The 18,154-nt window shown below is 39.9% G+C and carries 10 protein-coding genes; 1 reads left to right on the top strand and 9 read right to left on the bottom strand.

Annotated elements, in window-relative coordinates:
• Window positions 1-36: 36 nt before the first annotated feature.
• Entirely contained in the window at window positions 37-3,075 is a 3,039-nt protein-coding gene (locus ABEG20_RS21540) for a DUF2723 domain-containing protein (protein ID WP_406825266.1), read from the top strand.
• Window positions 3,076-3,238: 163 nt separating this feature from the next.
• On the opposite strand, the gene ABEG20_RS21535 is transcribed toward ABEG20_RS21540, so the two are convergent.
• The 9 genes from ABEG20_RS21535 to ABEG20_RS21495 all read right to left on the bottom strand — a co-directional run bounded on the left by ABEG20_RS21535 (window position 3,239) and on the right by ABEG20_RS21495 (window position 18,144).
• On the bottom strand, window positions 3,239-4,201 hold the full coding sequence (locus ABEG20_RS21535; RefSeq protein WP_406825265.1) for an acetyl-CoA carboxylase carboxyltransferase subunit alpha: 963 nt from the start codon (window positions 4,199-4,201) through the stop codon (window positions 3,239-3,241).
• Window positions 4,202-4,721: 520 nt separating this feature from the next.
• Entirely contained in the window at window positions 4,722-6,281 is a 1,560-nt protein-coding gene (locus tag ABEG20_RS21530; protein WP_406825264.1) for a S10 family peptidase, read from the bottom strand.
• Window positions 6,282-6,446: 165 nt separating this feature from the next.
• Window positions 6,447-8,378 (bottom strand): alpha-amylase family glycosyl hydrolase, encoded by a 1,932-nt coding sequence (locus tag ABEG20_RS21525; RefSeq protein ID WP_406825263.1) that lies wholly within the window; start codon window positions 8,376-8,378, stop codon window positions 6,447-6,449.
• Window positions 8,379-8,528: 150 nt separating this feature from the next.
• Complete coding sequence (locus ABEG20_RS21520; protein ID WP_406825262.1) at window positions 8,529-9,905, bottom strand: MFS transporter; 1,377 nt, start codon at window positions 9,903-9,905, stop codon at window positions 8,529-8,531.
• 192 nt (window positions 9,906-10,097) lie between these two features.
• Window positions 10,098-11,939 carry an alpha-amylase family glycosyl hydrolase gene (locus ABEG20_RS21515; protein ID WP_406825261.1) on the bottom strand — a complete coding sequence of 614 codons (1,842 nt, stop codon included), beginning with the start codon at window positions 11,937-11,939 and terminating at the stop codon, window positions 10,098-10,100.
• Window positions 11,936-14,254 (bottom strand): glycoside hydrolase family 65 protein, encoded by a 2,319-nt coding sequence (locus tag ABEG20_RS21510; RefSeq protein WP_406825260.1) that lies wholly within the window; start codon window positions 14,252-14,254, stop codon window positions 11,936-11,938. The genes ABEG20_RS21515 and ABEG20_RS21510 overlap by 4 nt, the downstream gene beginning before the upstream one ends.
• A gap of 98 nt (window positions 14,255-14,352) precedes the next feature.
• Complete coding sequence (pgmB, locus tag ABEG20_RS21505) at window positions 14,353-15,039, bottom strand: beta-phosphoglucomutase (RefSeq protein WP_406825259.1); 687 nt, start codon at window positions 15,037-15,039, stop codon at window positions 14,353-14,355.
• Between the two features lie 86 nt (window positions 15,040-15,125).
• Window positions 15,126-17,036: a glycoside hydrolase family 13 protein gene (locus ABEG20_RS21500; RefSeq protein ID WP_406825258.1), complete on the bottom strand. Its 1,911-nt coding sequence runs from the start codon at window positions 17,034-17,036 to the stop codon at window positions 15,126-15,128.
• 97 nt (window positions 17,037-17,133) lie between these two features.
• Window positions 17,134-18,144 carry a SusE domain-containing protein gene (locus ABEG20_RS21495; RefSeq protein WP_406825257.1) on the bottom strand — a complete coding sequence of 337 codons (1,011 nt, stop codon included), beginning with the start codon at window positions 18,142-18,144 and terminating at the stop codon, window positions 17,134-17,136.
• Window positions 18,145-18,154 lie beyond the last annotated feature (10 nt).

Raw genomic sequence — 18,154 nt, 5'->3', positions numbered from 1 at the left:
ATGTGAAAACATTTTTTAATATCATTAAACAAACCAATGAATTATTCAAAAGTTAATAATATAGTAGGCTGGATCTGCTTTTTAATTGCTACACTAACTTACGTTTTAACCTTAGAGCCTTCTGCCAGTTTTTGGGACTGCGGTGAATTTATCGCATCGGCATTTAGAATGCAGGTTGTTCACCAGCCTGGTGCGCCTTTGTTTTTAATGATCCAACGTTTCTTCTCAATTTTTGCAGCTGGAGATTTAACCAGAATCGCTTACTGGATGAACGTGGGTTCGGCTGTTTCGAGCGGGGCAACTATCTTATTCCTATTTTGGACGATTACTGCACTGGCTAAAAAAACAATATTGAAAGCGGGCGAAGAATTAACTAACGGCAAATTGATCAGTATTATGGGTGCAGGGGCTGTTGGTGCACTGGCTTATACTTTTTCTGATAGTTTTTGGTTTTCGGCAGTAGAATCGGAGGTTTATGCACAATCGTCATTATTCACGGCGATTGTATTCTGGGCTATCCTTAAATGGGAGGCACATGCTGATGAGCCAAGGGCCGACCGCTGGTTATTGTTTATTGCCTATATTATGGGTTTATCAATCGGTATCCACTTACTAAACTTATTAACTATACCGGCACTTGCCTTTGTTTATTATTTTAAAAGAACTAATAAAGCAACAACCTCCGGAATTATCAAAACACTCATAGCTGGCATCTTAATCTTAGCCGTGATTCAATATGGTATTATTCAATACCTGGTTTCGTTTGGTGCTTATTTCGATCTGTTTTTTGTAAATACATTAGGTCTTGGCTTCGGAACGGGTGTTTTATTCTTCGCTATTTTATTGATCGGTGCTCTGGTTTGGGGAATCCGTTATTCGATCAAACATCAAAAGAAATTATTAAACCTAGGTCTAATCTCTACCGTTTTAATCATTTTCGGTTATGCATCTTTCTCCATGATCATCATCAGGGCAAAGGCAGATCCAAACCTAAATAACAGTGCACCTAAAGATGCTTTCTCTTTCTTAAGTTACCTAAACCGTGAGCAATATGGCGATAGACCACTGGCCTACGGACCGAATTATAACTCTGAAAAAACAGGTGTAACCGAAGGTAAAACCATCTGGAGAAAAGGTAAAGATAAATATGAAGTGGCGGGTAAGAAAACCGATTACGAATATAACAACAACACTTTACTGCCTCGTATGTATAGTGATGATCCCAGACATGCCAGTTTTTATAAAGAATGGATGCACTTGGATGATAGTAAACACCCGAATGTAGTTGATAATGTTGGCTTTTTGGCCAGCTACCAGATCGGTTACATGTATATGCGCTACTTTTTCTGGAATTTCGTTGGTCGCCAGAACGATGAACAAGGTCAGGGAAGCGGATTTGAAGGAGAATGGATTAGTGGAATTAAGCCATTTGATAGCTGGTTACGTGGTGATCAAAGTCATTTACCGCCATCAACCGTTGATAATAAAGCGTACAACCGTTTCTTCTTTTTACCGTTGATTATGGGAATCATTGGCGCACTTTGGCACTTTAAACGCAATCAGAAAGATGCGGGTGTAGTGGCTTTGTTGTTCTTTTTTACGGGTATCGCGATTGTATTATACTTAAATCAAAAGCCTTTAGAGCCACGCGAAAGGGATTATGCTTATGTAGGATCTTTCTATGCCTTTGCCATATGGATTGGTTTAGGGGCCCTGGGTATTAAAGAATGGCTGTTTAAAAAATTAACGCCAACGGCAGGGGCTATTGGTGCCACGGTAATTGGTTTATTGGCTGCACCGGTAATTATGGCCGAGCAGGGATGGGATGATCATGACCGTTCTACCAAACTCGTACCACATGATATTGCCTTGGATTACTTACAATCCTGCGCACCGAATGCCATCTTGTTTACCTATGGTGATAATGACACTTACCCGCTTTGGTATATCCAGGAGGTAGAGAATGTTCGCCCCGATGTACGTATTGTAAATTTAAGTTTGTTTGATACAGATTGGTACATAAACGGTTTAAGACAAAAACAAAATGAATCAGCTCCATTGCCAATTACCATGAAACCTGAACAGTATGTTCAGGGCGAAAGGGATGTGATGCCGTATGATGATTATAAAATTGCGGGTAGCGTTGAGCTTAAAAACGTAGTTGATTTATTGTTATCAAACGATGAAAGCGATAAAGTTCCGATGCAAGATGGATCAAAATCTAACTTCCTGCCTACCAAAAACCTTAAAATAACGGTAGATCCTCAGCAGGTCATCAGTACAGGGACAGTACCTGCAGCTGACGCTTCGAAAATTACCACCACAATGGATTGGAAATTTAATAAAGGTTACGTTACTAAAGGAACTTTGGCCATGTTCGATATCCTGGCACATAACAACTGGAAACGCCCGATTTATTTTGCCTCTACCGTTCCTTCTGAGCAATATAACGGTTTAGACAAGTATTTATACAGCGAAGGTTTAGCCTTACGTTTACTACCCCTTAAAGCTGATACAACCGCATCTGAAGATAGACCAGAACTACTGAACACGCCTGTTTTATATCATAATGTGATGACTAAGTTTAAGTGGGGAAATATGAAAACGGCTAAATATTTAGATCCGCAATCATCAGATGATACGTTCATTTTCACCAATCTCTTCAGTAGCTTAACCAACAGCCTGATTAAAGAAGGCAAAATGGATGAGGCTAAAAAAGTGGTAGATAAATATTATGCGGTAATGCCTGACAGATTTTTCGGTATCCGTACGGTTGTCGTAAAATTTTATATGGCTGAAAACCTATATAAATTAGGTGAAACGGCCAGGGCCAATGATATTTTAGACAAATCCGGCGATTACATCAACAAGGAATTAAACTACCTGGCTGATATTTCACAATCAAAAGGACTAACCGGATCGCAGAACATCCAAACCGGCCTGTACTATCTGGATCGAATGGTTAAAACGAGTAAAGCTGCCGGGCAGGATAAGTTGAGCGATAAGCTGCAGAAAATCTTCAATAACCTTGAAGGCCGTTTATCCATGTTCTTCCCGCAACAAGGTCCGCAGTAATAAACGGATCTGAAAATAACTTATAAAAGCAGCTGCATTCATTTGTAGCTGCTTTTTTGTTGACCGAACCTATCAGGTTTTAAAAACCTGATAGGTTTATAAAGCACAAAAAAAATCCCGTTCAGCGTAGCCAAACAGGATTCAAGTTTATTTTAGTTAATGATTATTCGTTTACTACACCCATTTCACAGAATTTCTCAATCCTTTGCTCAATCATTTTATCTGTTTTTAATTTACCCAAAGCGGATAAATCTTTTACAATATACTCTTTTAATGTTTTACCCATTAACTCCGGATCCTGATGTGCACCACCAAGCGGCTCAGGAATGATGCCGTCGATTAGTTTGTTACCAAACATATCATCAGAAGTCAGTTTCAAACATTCAGCGGCTTTTTCTTTAAAATCCCAGCTTCTCCACAAAATAGAGGAACAAGATTCAGGAGAAATTACCGAATACCAGGTGTGTTCTAACATATATACTTTATCACCTATGCCTATACCTAAAGCACCTCCAGACGCACCCTCACCTACAACAATGCAGATGATCGGCACACGTAGAACCGACATTTCAAGCAAGTTTCTGGCAATAGCTTCACCTTGCCCACGCTCTTCGGCCTCTAAACCAGGGTAAGCGCCCATTGTATCGATGAAGGAAATAACCGGTTTATTGAATTTTTCGGCCAAACGCATTAAACGTAAAGCTTTGCGGTAACCTTCCGGGTTGGCCATACCAAAATTGCGAAACTGGCGCTCTTTGGTATTTTTACCTTTTTGATGACCGATAACCATTACCGTTTGACCATTTATGGAAGCAAAACCGCCAACAATCGCTTTATCATCTTTAACCGTTCTGTCACCGTGCATTTCAATAAAATCATCGCAGATCATATTGATATAATCAAGGGTTTGCGGGCGATCCGGGTGACGGCTCATCTGAACCTTGTTCCAACCGGTTAAATTTTTATATAAATTATTGGTAGTTTCATCTAATTTACCATCAAGTTCATCTAACGTGGCAGACATATCTACCTTAGTTTTTTCGGCAACTTGCTTAACCTTTTCTATCTGCTGAACTAAATCGGCAATAGGTTTTTCAAAATCGAATGATGTTTTTATTTGCTGCATAATTGAACCACAAAAATAAGTAATTATTTTTAGTTTGTAACCAACAGTTTTTCGTTTACGTTTTTGCGGGAGTAAATCGCGTTAGCATAAAGGAAATAGCATTGTAAATAGCCTTTTGCTATTTTTTTATTCTTCTTGATTTGGAAAGCAATTGCAGTAGTGCTTTGGTTTGGTTCTGTCCCGCCCCCGTTTCTGCTGATTGAAGCCTGTGAAACCAGCAAGCATACCCTAAATTAAATAAAAACAGATGCTTAAAATCGGCATCTCACTCCGGTCGGGTTTAGTTTATACCTGCCTGTTCAACTATGACGGTTTTCCGTGCCACCGCCCTAACCTACCTGGCCCTGATTGCAATGGAAAGCACGCAAGCGAGGTACGAGTGCGGACTTGCAATGCAAAGCAGGACGAACGATAATTATTACACTACAACTGCGCTCCTTAAAACCCAAAAGCCTTGACTAATAATTTGCTTAAAGATTTCTCCATTCCGTTCCACTTCAGTCTAAATGACGACCGATTTTTAGAACTTAGCGGCCTCGCCCGCTTTTGGCAATGCTTTTTTAATAAACTCACGGATGTGGTTATTGGCCGTTTTCAGATCATCCTTGCGTAAATACATCATGTGCCCACTGCGGTAACCTTCCCAGCTCATACGGTCTTGCAGTTTACCCGCAGCATCTAACTGCCACATGCTATATTTGGCATTAAAATAATCGCAGGCACCGTCATAATAACCAGATTGCACTAATAAATGTAAGTATGGGTTTTGTGCCATGGCCTGACGAAGGTTATCACCGGTCTGGTCTCCGGATTTATCCCATGGATAAACTGAACCGAACATATTGTACTTCAAATCGGTTTTATAGTTCAGCTCGTTGCGAATGTACATATTAATAGCCGGTGTAAAAGAATGCAACCAAGAGGTTAACTCTGCATTATAATCTGGTCCCTCGCCAGCGCTCATTTTATCTATACCCCGATAACGCGAATCTAACCGGCCAACAGTGAAACCTTTATCTCTCAATAGTTCTTTCCAAAAAAAATCGGTTGGTACATTCAGGTTATAATCTAAAATTACCTTTTCTGATAGGCCCGAGTAACGGGCCATTTTTACGGCAATCGCTTTCTTTTTATCAGCACTTAACATCCCTCCCTGCGAAATGGCCGGGATAAGCTCATTAATGGTAAAACTTTCCACTTCAGGAAGCATAGCCGTTAGGTCTTTGTTTTGTAAATCTGCTGCCAAAGTTTTATGGTACCATGCGGTAGCGGCAAAATACGGTAAACGCAAAGCGGCATCAACAGGGCCGCTACGCTCAATACCTAATTCGGTTGGCGAAACTAACACCACACCGTTCAGGTACATCCATTGACTGTTCTGCAATTCTAAAGCTAAGCCCGAAACGCGTGTAGTACCATAACTTTCGCCAATTAAAAACTTTGGCGAAGCCCATCGGTTATTACGCGTTACAAAGGTGTTGATCCACTCGGCCAGGTATTTAATATCGGCACGTACACCGAAGAATTTATTGGTTGGAATATCTTTGCTTACCGCTCTCGAATAGCCTGTGTTAACCGGATCGATGTATACGATATCTGCCACATCTAAAATAGAATATGGATTTTCTTTATAACCATAAGGCTGTACAGGATATCCTTCATCATCAATATTCAAAACCACCGGACCAGTATAGGCGATGTGCATCCATACAGAAGCAGAACCCGGACCACCGTTAAAGGAGATTACCAAAGGTCGCCTATCGCGATTTTGTACATCGCTGCGTTCGTAATAAGTATAGAATAAACCAGCAATCGGTTTCCCGTCCTCATCCCAAACCGGTAAGGTACCAGTAGTAGCTTTATACGGAACGGCTTTGCCATCGATATTTACGGAATGGTTGGTTACTACCGAGCTCTCCACTTTAATGTTCCTTTCATCAGCTGAAGATTTAGGTTCGTCTTTAAGGGTTACCTGGGTAGTGGTTACGGTTTCTTTAGATTGGCTTTTTCTTGGGCCTTGTTGCGCGTACGCAAAAATGCCCATGCTTAAAAATGTAGCAAGTATAAATCTGAATTTCATTGCGTTTGGTTTGGTTGCTAAATATCAAAATATTGTAGCGTTAATCAAAAAGCACATTAGAAATGTTACCATAAAAAAGCCTGTACTGCACCTGCAATACCGGCTTTTAGCAAGTTGTAATGATTTTACACGATTTACCAGAGACGGATAAATGACTGGAATTAATTACTTCAATGCTGTTTTACTAAAAATATGGTATTCTCCAGGTGCTAAAGTCCTCTGATAAGTGCTGTTAGACAGGGTAATACCTGTACCGACCGCATCAAGCCATGCCCCGGCTGTACCGAAATCAATATTGGCCGTTTGGCTCACTACATCAAAATTACCGACCACCACAACGGTATTCGTTCCTTCTGTTAACTTGATATATTTGATGCCGCCGGCAAGATTATACGTTGAGTTAGTTGAGTTAAAAATACTGTTGTTCTTTTTCAACCTGATGAATCTGGCATAAGCATCGTATAGTGCCTTGCGGTTTGGGTCGCTGTAATAATCCCATTTAATTGGTTTTTCGCCAGTTCGTCCATTAAAATCAATATTAATATCATAACCCAGCTCCCCAAATTGCCATACCATTTTAGGTCCGGGTATGCTGAATAAAAAGGCGGCTACAAGTTCTTCTCTTTTTAGAGAAGTGGCCAGGTTCCCTTTAATTACATAATTTCCGGCTGCATTACCGTAAGTAATATTCTTAAAATTTAATCGCTCCTCGTCGTGACTTTCGCCATAACCAACTAAATTTTCTGATTTAGCAAAGCCATGGTTGGCATAAAAGCCCCATTTAAAATTAGAATTATCCAACCAGCCCATCGTAGCCTCATTCATGTTATAATTCATATTGTTCCAAAGCATCATACCATCATCTGCCAATACCTTTTCTTCAGATTCTTCTGCAAAGTGTTCCAAAATCACATAGAAATTAGGATCTAAACTCTTGATATAACCATTGTAATCTTTCCAAATGGCAATACGGCTGGCATCGTACAACCTGAACTGTACATCATCTGTTGATTGCTTTTGCGTAAAACCCTTCGAAAGATCGAAACGGAAACCATCAATTTTATACTGCTGCATCCAGAATTTCATCACATCTTTCGAGAATTTCCTGGTGGCCGCACTTTCATGATTAAAATCGTAACCTACATTAAACGGATGTTTGGCATCTACGTTAAACCATGGGCTGTTTGCTGTAGGTTTTGAGCCATCGAAATACAATTGCACCATTGGCGATTGACCGAAGGAGTGGTTTAACACCATATCCATAATCACTGCAATGCCTCGGCCATGGCATTCATCTATAAAATTCTGTAGTGCAGTTTTGGTACCATAATATTTATCGGGGGCAAAATAAAAGGACGGGTTGTAGCCCCAGCTTAAATTCCCTTCAAATTCATTCACGGGCATTAATTCTATCGCATTAATCCCTAAACCAGTTAAATAATCAAGTTTGGCCAAAGTTGACGCATAGTTATGATCAGTAGTAAAATCACGTACCAATAATTCGTAAATCACCAGGTTATTTTTTTCAGGACGGTTGAAACTGGTATTTTTCCAGGTATAAACGGGTTGATTAGCCTGCATCACACTCACAATTCCTGTGGTTTTACCTGTTGGGTAGGCTTTTAAATTGGGGTAAGTCGCCGCAGAAATATATTGGTCATTATCCGGGTCGAGTATTTTCTCACCATAAGGATCGGCTACTTTCAGGTTTCCATCTACATAAAACTGATAGGCATATTCTGTATTCGCATTTAAATTATTGACCTGAATCCACCAGTAATTTCCATCAGGGGTATTTTTCATGGGTAAGGCATTGACTGACCAATCGTTAAATTCACCAATCAAGGATACTGACTTTTTTCCGGGTGCATAAAGTGTTACAATGGCTGATGTGCCATTATTGGTAAACACCACACCATCTTTGGCCCCTGCTGGCAGATCAGCTTTTTGATCAGTTAGCGTAGGCTCTAAACTACCATCTGAAGCTTTTTTACAGGCGGTAATACATGCTGTTACCAATAGCAAAAGGTAAACAATGGTTTTGACTCTTTTTGTTTCGTGCAGATACGAACCAATACGGTTAATATTTTTTTTCATTTGGTTAGGTTATTTGATTTTTACCACAGAGAACACCGGGTTTTTTCACAGAGTGCACTGAAAATACATCTTTTATGTACCTCGGTCTGTGTCGCCACAGACCGAAGCATGAGTAATGGTCTGTGAGGACACAGACCATGGAGTAGTGTTTTAGACTGATCTATTTTCTTCTACTTCCAGTTTAGAAGTCAAAACTTCATCAGTTTTCTTTGGTTCACGGATAAATAAATAACAGATTACAGCTGCTAAAATCATCAATCCACCACCTAATTGTACAGCTAAAAGCCTGTCGTTATTTAATACATTACGCATTAACCAGCCAAAACCGAGCGAGGCAATAATTTCGGGCAATACAATAAAGAAGTTGAAGATACCCATGTAAATCCCGATTTTATCTTTAGGCAGCGATCCGCTTAACATGGCATAAGGCATAGAAAGGATACTGGCCCAGGCAATGCCCACTCCTGTCATACATAAATACAGCATATTTTTATCGTGCACCCAGGCAACGCTGATTAAACCGATTGCACCGCAGATTAAACAAAGGGCATGGGTGGTTTTGCGGCCCAGTGTATCGGCAATTTTTGGTAGTATCAGGGCAAACAGAAAAGTAATTACGCTGTAATAAGCGAGTGTTAAACTGCCAAAATCGGCCCCATGCGCATAAACCGGATCGGCAGCATCTTTGCCACCAAAAACATTTACGGCAACAGCGGTGGTATAATAAAACCACATTAAAAATAAACCTGGCCAGGTAAAAAACTGAACCAAAGAAACAATCTGCATCCTTTTTGGCATATTCCTCAAGGCATGAAAAATTTCTCTTGCACCACCCCCAAAACCTTTGTTGCTTTCTTTTACTTTTTCTTTAAAATCTACATCCTGGGGTGGATATTCTTTGGTGGTCAGCACTGTCCATAATACTGCAGCGAAAAAGAAAAAAGCACCGATATAAAAAGAGAATTTAACATTTTCTGGGATACTGCCCTGCGCTGCCGTATTGGTTAAATGGAATATATTGTTCATCATCCAGGGTAAGGCCGAAGCTACACTCCCACCTAAACCGATCATCATGCTCTGCATAATAAAACCCCGGTTAACCTGACTATCAGGCAATTTATCGGTAACAAAAGCGCGGAAAGGTTCCATGGCAATGTTTCCAAAAACATCAAGGATCCAAAGCAGTCCGGCTGCCATCCACAATACACTACTATGTGGCATGAAGATTAAGGCAATACTACTCACAATGGCCCCAAGCATAAAATAAGGCCTTCTCCTGCCCCATTTTGGATGCCAGGTGCGGTCGCTCAGGTAACCTATTACCGGCTGTACCAATAGGCCGGTTAAAGGGGCTGCCAAAAACAATAATGGAACCTGATCGGGATTGGCGCCCAGGTTTTCGTAAATGCGCCCCATATTGGCCCTTTGTAAATCCCAACCGAACTGGATCCCGAAAAACCCAACGCTCATGTTAATGATTTGTGCGAGTGTTAATTTGGGGTTCTCGAATATTGTTTTTAAGCTCATTTTGTTTAGTTTTAAGCGCTTAGCGCATGGCGCATGGCGTTATTTTCTATTGCTTTAATAATTAATTCTACGATAACGAGTGTCTCATTTTTCACCACAGAGAACGCAGAGTTTTGACACAGAGTTCACCGAGAATAAATATCCTTCGTGTTTCTCTGTGCTGTCACTTTGTGTGCTCTGTGGTTAATTATCTTAAAATTCTATCACCTGAGCACTAACCGGCGCCAGGGTTACGGGTATGTTTGTGCCTGCAGGTATATTTAATTTTTTATCTGTCAACAGTTCGGTAACGGGTGATGAACTTTTAACTTTTAAAACTTCTTCCGGAATTTCGATGTTAGCGCTTAAAGTTTGGTTTCGATCGAAATTGGCCACTACCAGTAAACGTTGCTTGCCCGAGTAACGGATAAAGGCATACATCCGGTTATTCATATTGCCGGTAACAGGCACTTCATAAATTTTTCCATTCGATACGGCATCGCTTGTCGACGTTACTTTTAACAATTGCTGATAGTAATTCCTTAAATTTTGCTGTGCAGCATTTAATTTATGGCCGTCAAACAAACCACCGTTCATCCATTTCTGGTGGTTAGGAACGCCCCAATAATCGAAGATAGTAGTCCGGTTATCGTCTCCGCCATAACCCTCTTTTCCTTTTCCAGGTTCACCAACTTCCTGACCAAAATAAAGCATCACCGGGCCACCGCCTAAAGTTGCCGAAACTACCATGGCGGGCAAAGCCAGTTCGGCCTTGCCTGCAAATCCTGCAGATGCGATGCGTTCTTCATCGTGGTTTTCTAAAAAACGCAGCATGCGATGGCCAAAACCGGCACTTTCCTGCTGCCAAATGAAACGGATATCTTTTACATCAGCATTTGGTTCATTCCTGATCAACCTTTTTAAACCGTCATACAAACCTACCTTATCGTAGAGGTAATCAAATTTACCTTCATCTAAATATTGTTGGTAGACTTTTGGTATATAGGCTTCTCCGATAAAAATTAAATCCGGATTTACCTTTTTAACCTGAGGAATTACCCAGGTCCAAAATGCAATGGGTACCATTTCGGCCATATCGCACCTAAAACCATCAACCCCTTTATTAGTCCAAAAGATTAAAATATCGCGCATTTTCAACCAAACAGGTGGAATGGGATTAAAGTATTGTTTCTCTCCGTTCTGATAATCTACACCATAATTTAATTTAATGGTTTCGTACCAATCGTCGTATCTAGGCTGCGCTGAAAACACATTGTTTCCTGTTGCTTTTGCCGGGTTCTCTTCAAACTTACCATCCTGAAGTACTGAAAGTGGTGTTTTTTGTCCATTCGTAGGAACCACTAAAGCCTGACCAGAGATATAATAAAAATCGTTCTTAGGACTAAAGGCTTTGGTTACCTCATCCTGTACCCCAAAATCAACTACGCCATCAGGTTTTGAATAAGAATGGTAACTTCTGGCCACATGGTTGGGTACAAAATCAATCAGCACTTTTAAATTTTTAGCATGGGTTCTTTTCACCAGTGCTTCAAACTCTTTCATCCTGTTTTTAATATCAACAGCCAGATCGGGATCTACATCATAGTAATCGCGGATGGCGTAAGGCGAACCTGCTCTTCCCTTTACCACATCAGCATCATCAACCTTAATTCCGTAAGCAGAATAATCGGTTAGGCTAGCGTGTGCAATGGCTCCTGTATACCAAACATAATTTACATGGAGTTCTTTTATACCATCTAAAGCTTTATCGGTAATATCGTTAAACTTGCCAGAACCATTTTGTTCAATGGTTCCGTAAGGTGCATTAGTAGTGTTTTTATTCCCGAACAAACGGGGCAGTAACTGATATATAACGATCTGTTTATCGTTCATTTTTGTCCGCTTTTTTTGTGCAAAGGATAGTGATGAAATAAGTAAAAAGAAAATTGACACCATATAGGCTACCGCATTAAGATTGCTTCGTTTCTTGCAATGACGATCAGTCGAAGCAAATCTCCGTCCGTTTTCCATTTTACCTTTTACCGCTACAATCATACCAACTCCGTGTTATTTACTTCAATTTCAGTATTTCCGGCCAATTTATGAAGCTGGTTTCTGATACCGATTTCCAAATCAATAGCTGCGTGGTTTTTAATGCTGATGCCGCTCTCGGTGATATTAATTTTTAAGGTAGTTCCTCTAAAGCCAATGGTAAACGAAAAAGACTTCCACTTGCCTGGCAAGAAAGGATTAAAATGCAATTTACCGTCGCGTACACGCATGCCTGCAAAACCTTCTACCACACTCATCCAGGTTCCTGCCATCGAAGTGATGTGTAAACCATCCTCCGTGTCGTTATTATAATCATCAAGGTCTAAACGTGCAGTACGTAAGTAGAATTCATAAGCGCGGGCTTCGTCGTTTAATTTGGCCGCCAAAATACTGTGAACGCAAGGTGATAACGAACTTTCGTGTACCGTACGCGGTTCATAAAAATCGAAGTTTCGTTTTAATGTATCCAGATCGTAATCTTCTTCAAAGAAATATAAACCTTGTAAAACATCTGCCTGTTTAATAAAACACGAACGTAAAATTCTGTCCCAGCTCCATTTTTGATTAATCGGACGCTCGCTGGCCGGAAGGTCTTTCACCAAAATTTGTTCCTTGTCTAAATATCCATCCTGCTGTAAGAAAATCCCCAGTTTTTCATCTTGTGGATAATACATTTTCTCAATGATATTGGCCCAGTCGGTAAATTCCTTTTGATCGAAATTCAAACTTTTTAACAGGCTGTTGTATTTTTCAGGTTGTTGTGCTTTAACTATGTTGGCTGCTTCGGTGGCATATTTCAAACACCATGTAGCCAAAATATTGGTGTACCAGTTATTATTGACGTTGTTTTCGTACTCATTTGGTCCGGTTACACCAAGCATTACGTATTGCTGTTTATCGTTGCTCCAGTTTACACGCTGTTTCCAGAAACGGGCAATACCGATTAACACTTCCAGGCCAAAATCTGAAAGATAACTTTCATCTCCGGTATAACGGATGTAATTGAAAATGGCAAAAGCGATGGCCCCGTTACGGTGGATTTCTTCGAAAGTAATTTCCCACTCATTATGACATTCTTCACCATTCATGGTTACCATTGGATATAGTGCTGCACCATCCTTAAAACCTAGTTTTGCTGCATTTTCTATGGCTTTACCCAATTGTTTGTGGCGATAAACCAACAGGTTTTTACTTACTTCCTGTGGAGCAGTTGCCAGGTAAAAAGGTACACAATACGCTTCCGTATCCCAATAAGTAGAGCCTCCGTATTTTTCTCCGGTAAAACCTTTCGGACCAATGTTCAGTCGGTCATCTTTACCGGTATAGGTTTGAAAGAGCTGAAAAATATTAAAACGAATAGCTTGTTGAGCTGAAACATCGCCTTCGATAATAATATCACTTTCTTCCCACTTGCTTGCCCAGGCTTCGCCTTGTTCCTTTAATAAAGTATCAAAGCCCTTAGCAGATGCTTTGGCTATTACCGATTTCGTTTCTTTTAAAAGTGATTCTTTAGGATAATTTTCTGAAGACAGATTGGCCGCGATTTTGACCAGGGTAATATCTTCGTTTGCTTTAACATTTACGGAAAAAGTTTGTCTGACGAATTTCTCTTTACGTACAGGCTCTGGATTGATATCTAATTTCTCTCCATTTTTATACAACTCAATATTACTTCCTGTACAAACTTCAAATGCTGTTTTCTTTGTTCTGAGTTTGATATAGGCTTCCGTTCCCGAAATTTCATCAGCAATCATATCCCAGAATTTTTCATCGTAGTTACTGTCCTGATTTTTTACATCACCATCGATAAAAGGTGTTAAAGTTAATTTTCCATCAAAATCCAATGGTGTAATGCTATAGCGGATGGCACCAACTTCATCATCAGCAATGCTGCAAAAACGGGTTGATTTAACTTTCAGGGTTTTACCACTTTTTAATTTCGCGGTGAAGCTACGCTCTAAATATCCGGCATGCATGTTCAGTACACGTTTAAAATCGATCACCTCAGCTGTTGCCAGATTCAGGATTTCATCATCAATTTTTACTTCGATACCTACCCAGTTTGCTGCATTTAATACTTTTGCAAAATATTCCGGATAACCGTTTTTCCACCATCCCACACGGGTTTTGTCAGGATAATAAACACCTGCAACATAATTACCCGGTAAAGTTTCTCCGGTATAGGTTTCTTCAAAATTGGCGCGCTGGCCCATACGTCCATTACCCAAACTGAAAATGCTTTCCGAAATTTTATTTAAATGTGGATCAAAGCCTTCTTCGATAATATTCCACTCATCTGCTTTAATGTAATTTTTCATATTTAGTATCAAGTAACGAGAAACCAGTATTAAGTAATTAGAATCGGGTATCAAGATAAATTTACTACTTGATACTTACTACTTAATACTTGCTACTCCTACAACTCTTCTAAGTCTTTAACTGTTAATTTATCTAATCCGCTTACGACCAAATCTGCCTGGCTAAGCACGCTTTTTTCACCGATACCGATAGCTTTCATTCCGCCTCTTTTTGCCGCTTCTACGCCTGCAACGGCATCTTCAAAAACCACACATTCGCTGGGTTTAAAACCTAAAAGTTCAGCACCTTTTAAAAATACTTCCGGATCAGGCTTTGATTTGGTGACCATATTGCCATCCACAATTTCATCGAAGAAATGGGCCAGATTTGTTTTTTCTAAAATGATTCCTGAGTTTTTGCTTGCTGAGCCCAATGCCAGTTTATAACCTGCTTTGTGTATTTCGGTTAAAAAATCAACCGTTCCGGGCAAAACTTCAGCAGGTGTCATTTTGGTAATCATATCTACATACCAACTGTTTTTCAAAGTGGCCAATTCTTCTTTCTCATCATCCGTTTTCTCTACGCCGCCCCAGGCCAAAATCTTGTTCAAACTTTCTACCCGGCTAACACCTTTTAACTGTTCGTTCTGCTCTTCAGTAAAATCAAAACCCATGGTATTAGCTAAACGTTTCCATGCTTTATAGTGGTAAACCGCAGTATCTACCAGTACGCCATCTAAATCGAATAAACAAGCTTTGATTTGAGATCTGAGATCTGAGATTTTAGATTGGAGATTTTCTTGCATCTTTGTTATATTTTTTTGTATCAGGTAGTGAGTATCAAGTATCAAGATGTAAGTCCGACACCTTAAACCCTCTACCTTTTACCTTTCTACCTTAATTCAAGCACCAATGTAGTCTTAGCGGGTACTTTAATGTTTTTAAATTCGATGTTTTCGCCGGTAATTATATTTTTAGCGGAAGTAATTCCTGTTGTTCTTTCGGCAAATCGATCTGTATTCAGTATTTTTTCTTTTTCTGTATTGTTTACAATAACCATTACAGTGCCTTTTGGTTCTGCATGGTAGCGGAAATAAACATAAATATCATCCTGCGGCACAAACTGCATCAATTTACCTGTTTGCAATGCAGGACTGTTTTTGCGGAAATTAGCTAAGGTCTTTACAAAGTTGAAAGCTTCGTTTTCTTTGTTTGTACGGCCACCGGCGATGAATTTATCTTTTTTATCGCCTTCCCATCCCCCAGGAAAATCAGAACGGATTAATCCATCTGGATTGGAGAAATTTTTCATTAAAATTTCTGTTCCGTAATACATTTGCGGAATGCCGCGCATGGTTAATAAGATACTCATTCCCATTTTGTATTTATCGAAATCTTCACCCACCATTGAGTAAAAACGGCTCATATCGTGGTTGTCCAGAAAAATACAGTTGGTATTTGGATTTTTGTAAAGAAAATCGTGCGCCAGGGTTGCATACAAACGGTTAATTCCATCTACCCAGCCATTTTTACCATTTATGCCTTCATAAATCGCATCTTTTAAAGTAGCATCGGTAATGCCCTGTAAATGGGTATCAAAACCTCTGTTAACGGTGTTGCCACCTGTAAAAAAAGCCTGGTTCGCCACCGCGGTTACCAATGTTTCGCCAAAAACAGATAAGTGTGGAAATTCTGTCTGCACTTTTACAGCCCAATCAGCCATGTAAGCCGGATCATTGTATCCATAAGTATCCAAACGTAAACCATCAATACCAGCATATTCTATCCACCAGATGTGGTTTTGGGTCAGGTAATTTTGTACGAAAGGGTTACGTTGGTTTAAATCGGGCATTGAAGGTACAAACCAGCCATCCAACATCTGCTTGCGGTCGGCTGCTGATGCATGGATATCCATTACCGTTTGATCGCGGTAACTGGTCTGTGTATATTTTGGCCATTGGTTTAACCAGCTTTTCATGGGTAAATCTTTATAAAACCAATGTTGGGTACCAATGTGGTTGTGTACAATATCTTTTATTACTTTTAGTCCTTTGGCATGCGCAACTTCTACGTATTTCTTGTAAAGTGCGTTGGTACCATAACGAGGATCTATTTTGTAGTGATCGGTTACCGCATAGCCATGATATGAAGCCTGTGGCATATCATTTTCTACCTCTGGTGTCATCCAAACGGTCGTAATTCCTAAATCTTTCAGGTAATCGAGGTGATTGATTACGCCTTGGATATCGCCACCATGTCGGTAATACATACTGTCGCGGTTTAATGCGGTTTCAGTTAAACCCTGAACCACATCGTTGCTCTTGTCACCGTTCGAAAAACGATCGGGCATGAGCAGATAAATGAAATCTTTGTTGGTTACCCCCTGAATTCTGCCTGCGCTTTTATCGCGGTTTTTTAATTCGTAAGTGTAAGTAAATATCTTTTTTCCGTTAACGGCAAAGTTAATCGGGAATTTCCCTGCTTTGGCCGCCGGAGCAATGGTTAAATCGAGAAATAAATAATTCGGGTTTTCAACTTTGTTAACCTTTAAGAGTTTTACCCCCGGATAAGTTAAGGAAACCGAGCTTGAAGCAATATTTTCGCCATGTACCAATAATTGCAGTTTAGGATTTTGCATCCCCACATACCAGAACATCGGTTCTATACGCTCTAACTTTTGAGCAAAAAGATTAATGCTGCTCAACAGTGCAACCAGGATAGTGAACATTGTTTTTAATCCTTGCACTTTTGTATGGATTTTAGCCTGAATATTAAAAGGAGAAGGGATGAGGGGAAGAGACATGGCGACAGTACGGGATTTTATCATGCTAAAACTTTATAATGATTTTAAAAATCCCGTAGAAATCAAAAGATCTCTACAGGAATAATTTAGTTAATGATTAAATTTTAACCATGGTGAAAACCCCGGTTTTACCATCTGCATTAAGTGTTAAGGTAAGCTTATAATTACCAGCAACAGTAACATTAATATCTGCACCATTATCGCCAATACTAGTTCCCCAGTCATGATTTTTTCTAAACTTAAAGGCACCAGGCGTTAAAGCAAATGTTCCGGTCCAGGTGTTTTTGCCATCATTTACCGGACTGAGGTCGGTATCAACAGTCCAATTGCTTCCTGGAATGGCATTACCGATAATTGACCAGTAATCTGCATTGATAATCGTATAGACATTGGCATTAAGATCAATAGTGAGCAGTTTAAAACCTGCCGAAACGGAACTGATATCCCCACCTGAGGTACTGAGCTTACCGCCTCCGGCATCGCCATATGCTACATCCCATTTTTTAGCAGTAGTAATTTTAAAGTTACCACCGTCTAACTTGATAATTCCGGTATAGATGCCGTTACCGGTAACTGAAACCAAGCTATCGGCTGTTGGTGGATTCCATCCCTGATATGCACCCGGAACATAGACCCACGAAGTTAAAGGGAATGGCTTTGCACTTATCGAAACTACATTACTGTAAACCGGACTTACCGCATTAGAAATGGAAGCTTTTACCCGGATTTCTATATCAGAATTTACAGCAGTTGACAGATTCAAAGAAAGCAGTAAATTATTAAAATCCAACCCATTATAACTTTTAGTTGTCACATTTGGATCAATGATTACATCTTTTGTTTTATCTGCGGCAAAATTTGATCCTTTTGGAGCCAGTTGTAAAATATTGGTAACAGCTGCCTGATAACCAAAATTAGCATTACTTAAGGTAAAAGTAATCACATTGACATTGAGCATACTTTTATCTAAAATTACCGTCGTAGCCGAACTTTTTAAAGTACCTCCTGTACCTGCATTGGCTATGGCCCGGGTTTCGTCTTTTTTGCACGACCATAGCGATAGCACGATAAAGCTAAGGGCAAAGGATTTAAAGAATATTGATTTCATCTTTATAAAA

The organism is Pedobacter sp. KACC 23697 (genome assembly GCF_045348445.1).
Taxonomy (GTDB): Bacteria; Bacteroidota; Bacteroidia; order Sphingobacteriales; family Sphingobacteriaceae; genus Pedobacter.
This window is presented reverse-complemented; position numbering and strand designations above follow the sequence as displayed.

Coding starts and splice junctions, on each gene's coding strand:
- ABEG20_RS21510 (WP_406825260.1), bottom strand. CDS start 14,254: ATGAAAAATTACATTAAAGCAGATGAGTGGAATATTATCGAAGAAGGC.
- ABEG20_RS21515 (WP_406825261.1), bottom strand. CDS start 11,939: ATGATTGTAGCGGTAAAAGGTAAAATGGAAAACGGACGGAGATTTGCT.
- ABEG20_RS21525 (WP_406825263.1), bottom strand. CDS start 8,378: ATGAAAAAAAATATTAACCGTATTGGTTCGTATCTGCACGAAACAAAA.
- pgmB (WP_406825259.1), bottom strand. CDS start 15,039: ATGCAAGAAAATCTCCAATCTAAAATCTCAGATCTCAGATCTCAAATC.
- ABEG20_RS21535 (WP_406825265.1), bottom strand. CDS start 4,201: ATGCAGCAAATAAAAACATCATTCGATTTTGAAAAACCTATTGCCGAT.
- ABEG20_RS21530 (WP_406825264.1), bottom strand. CDS start 6,281: ATGAAATTCAGATTTATACTTGCTACATTTTTAAGCATGGGCATTTTT.
- ABEG20_RS21495 (WP_406825257.1), bottom strand. CDS start 18,144: ATGAAATCAATATTCTTTAAATCCTTTGCCCTTAGCTTTATCGTGCTA.
- ABEG20_RS21540 (WP_406825266.1), top strand. CDS start 37: ATGAATTATTCAAAAGTTAATAATATAGTAGGCTGGATCTGCTTTTTA.
- ABEG20_RS21520 (WP_406825262.1), bottom strand. CDS start 9,905: ATGAGCTTAAAAACAATATTCGAGAACCCCAAATTAACACTCGCACAA.
- ABEG20_RS21500 (WP_406825258.1), bottom strand. CDS start 17,036: ATGTCTCTTCCCCTCATCCCTTCTCCTTTTAATATTCAGGCTAAAATC.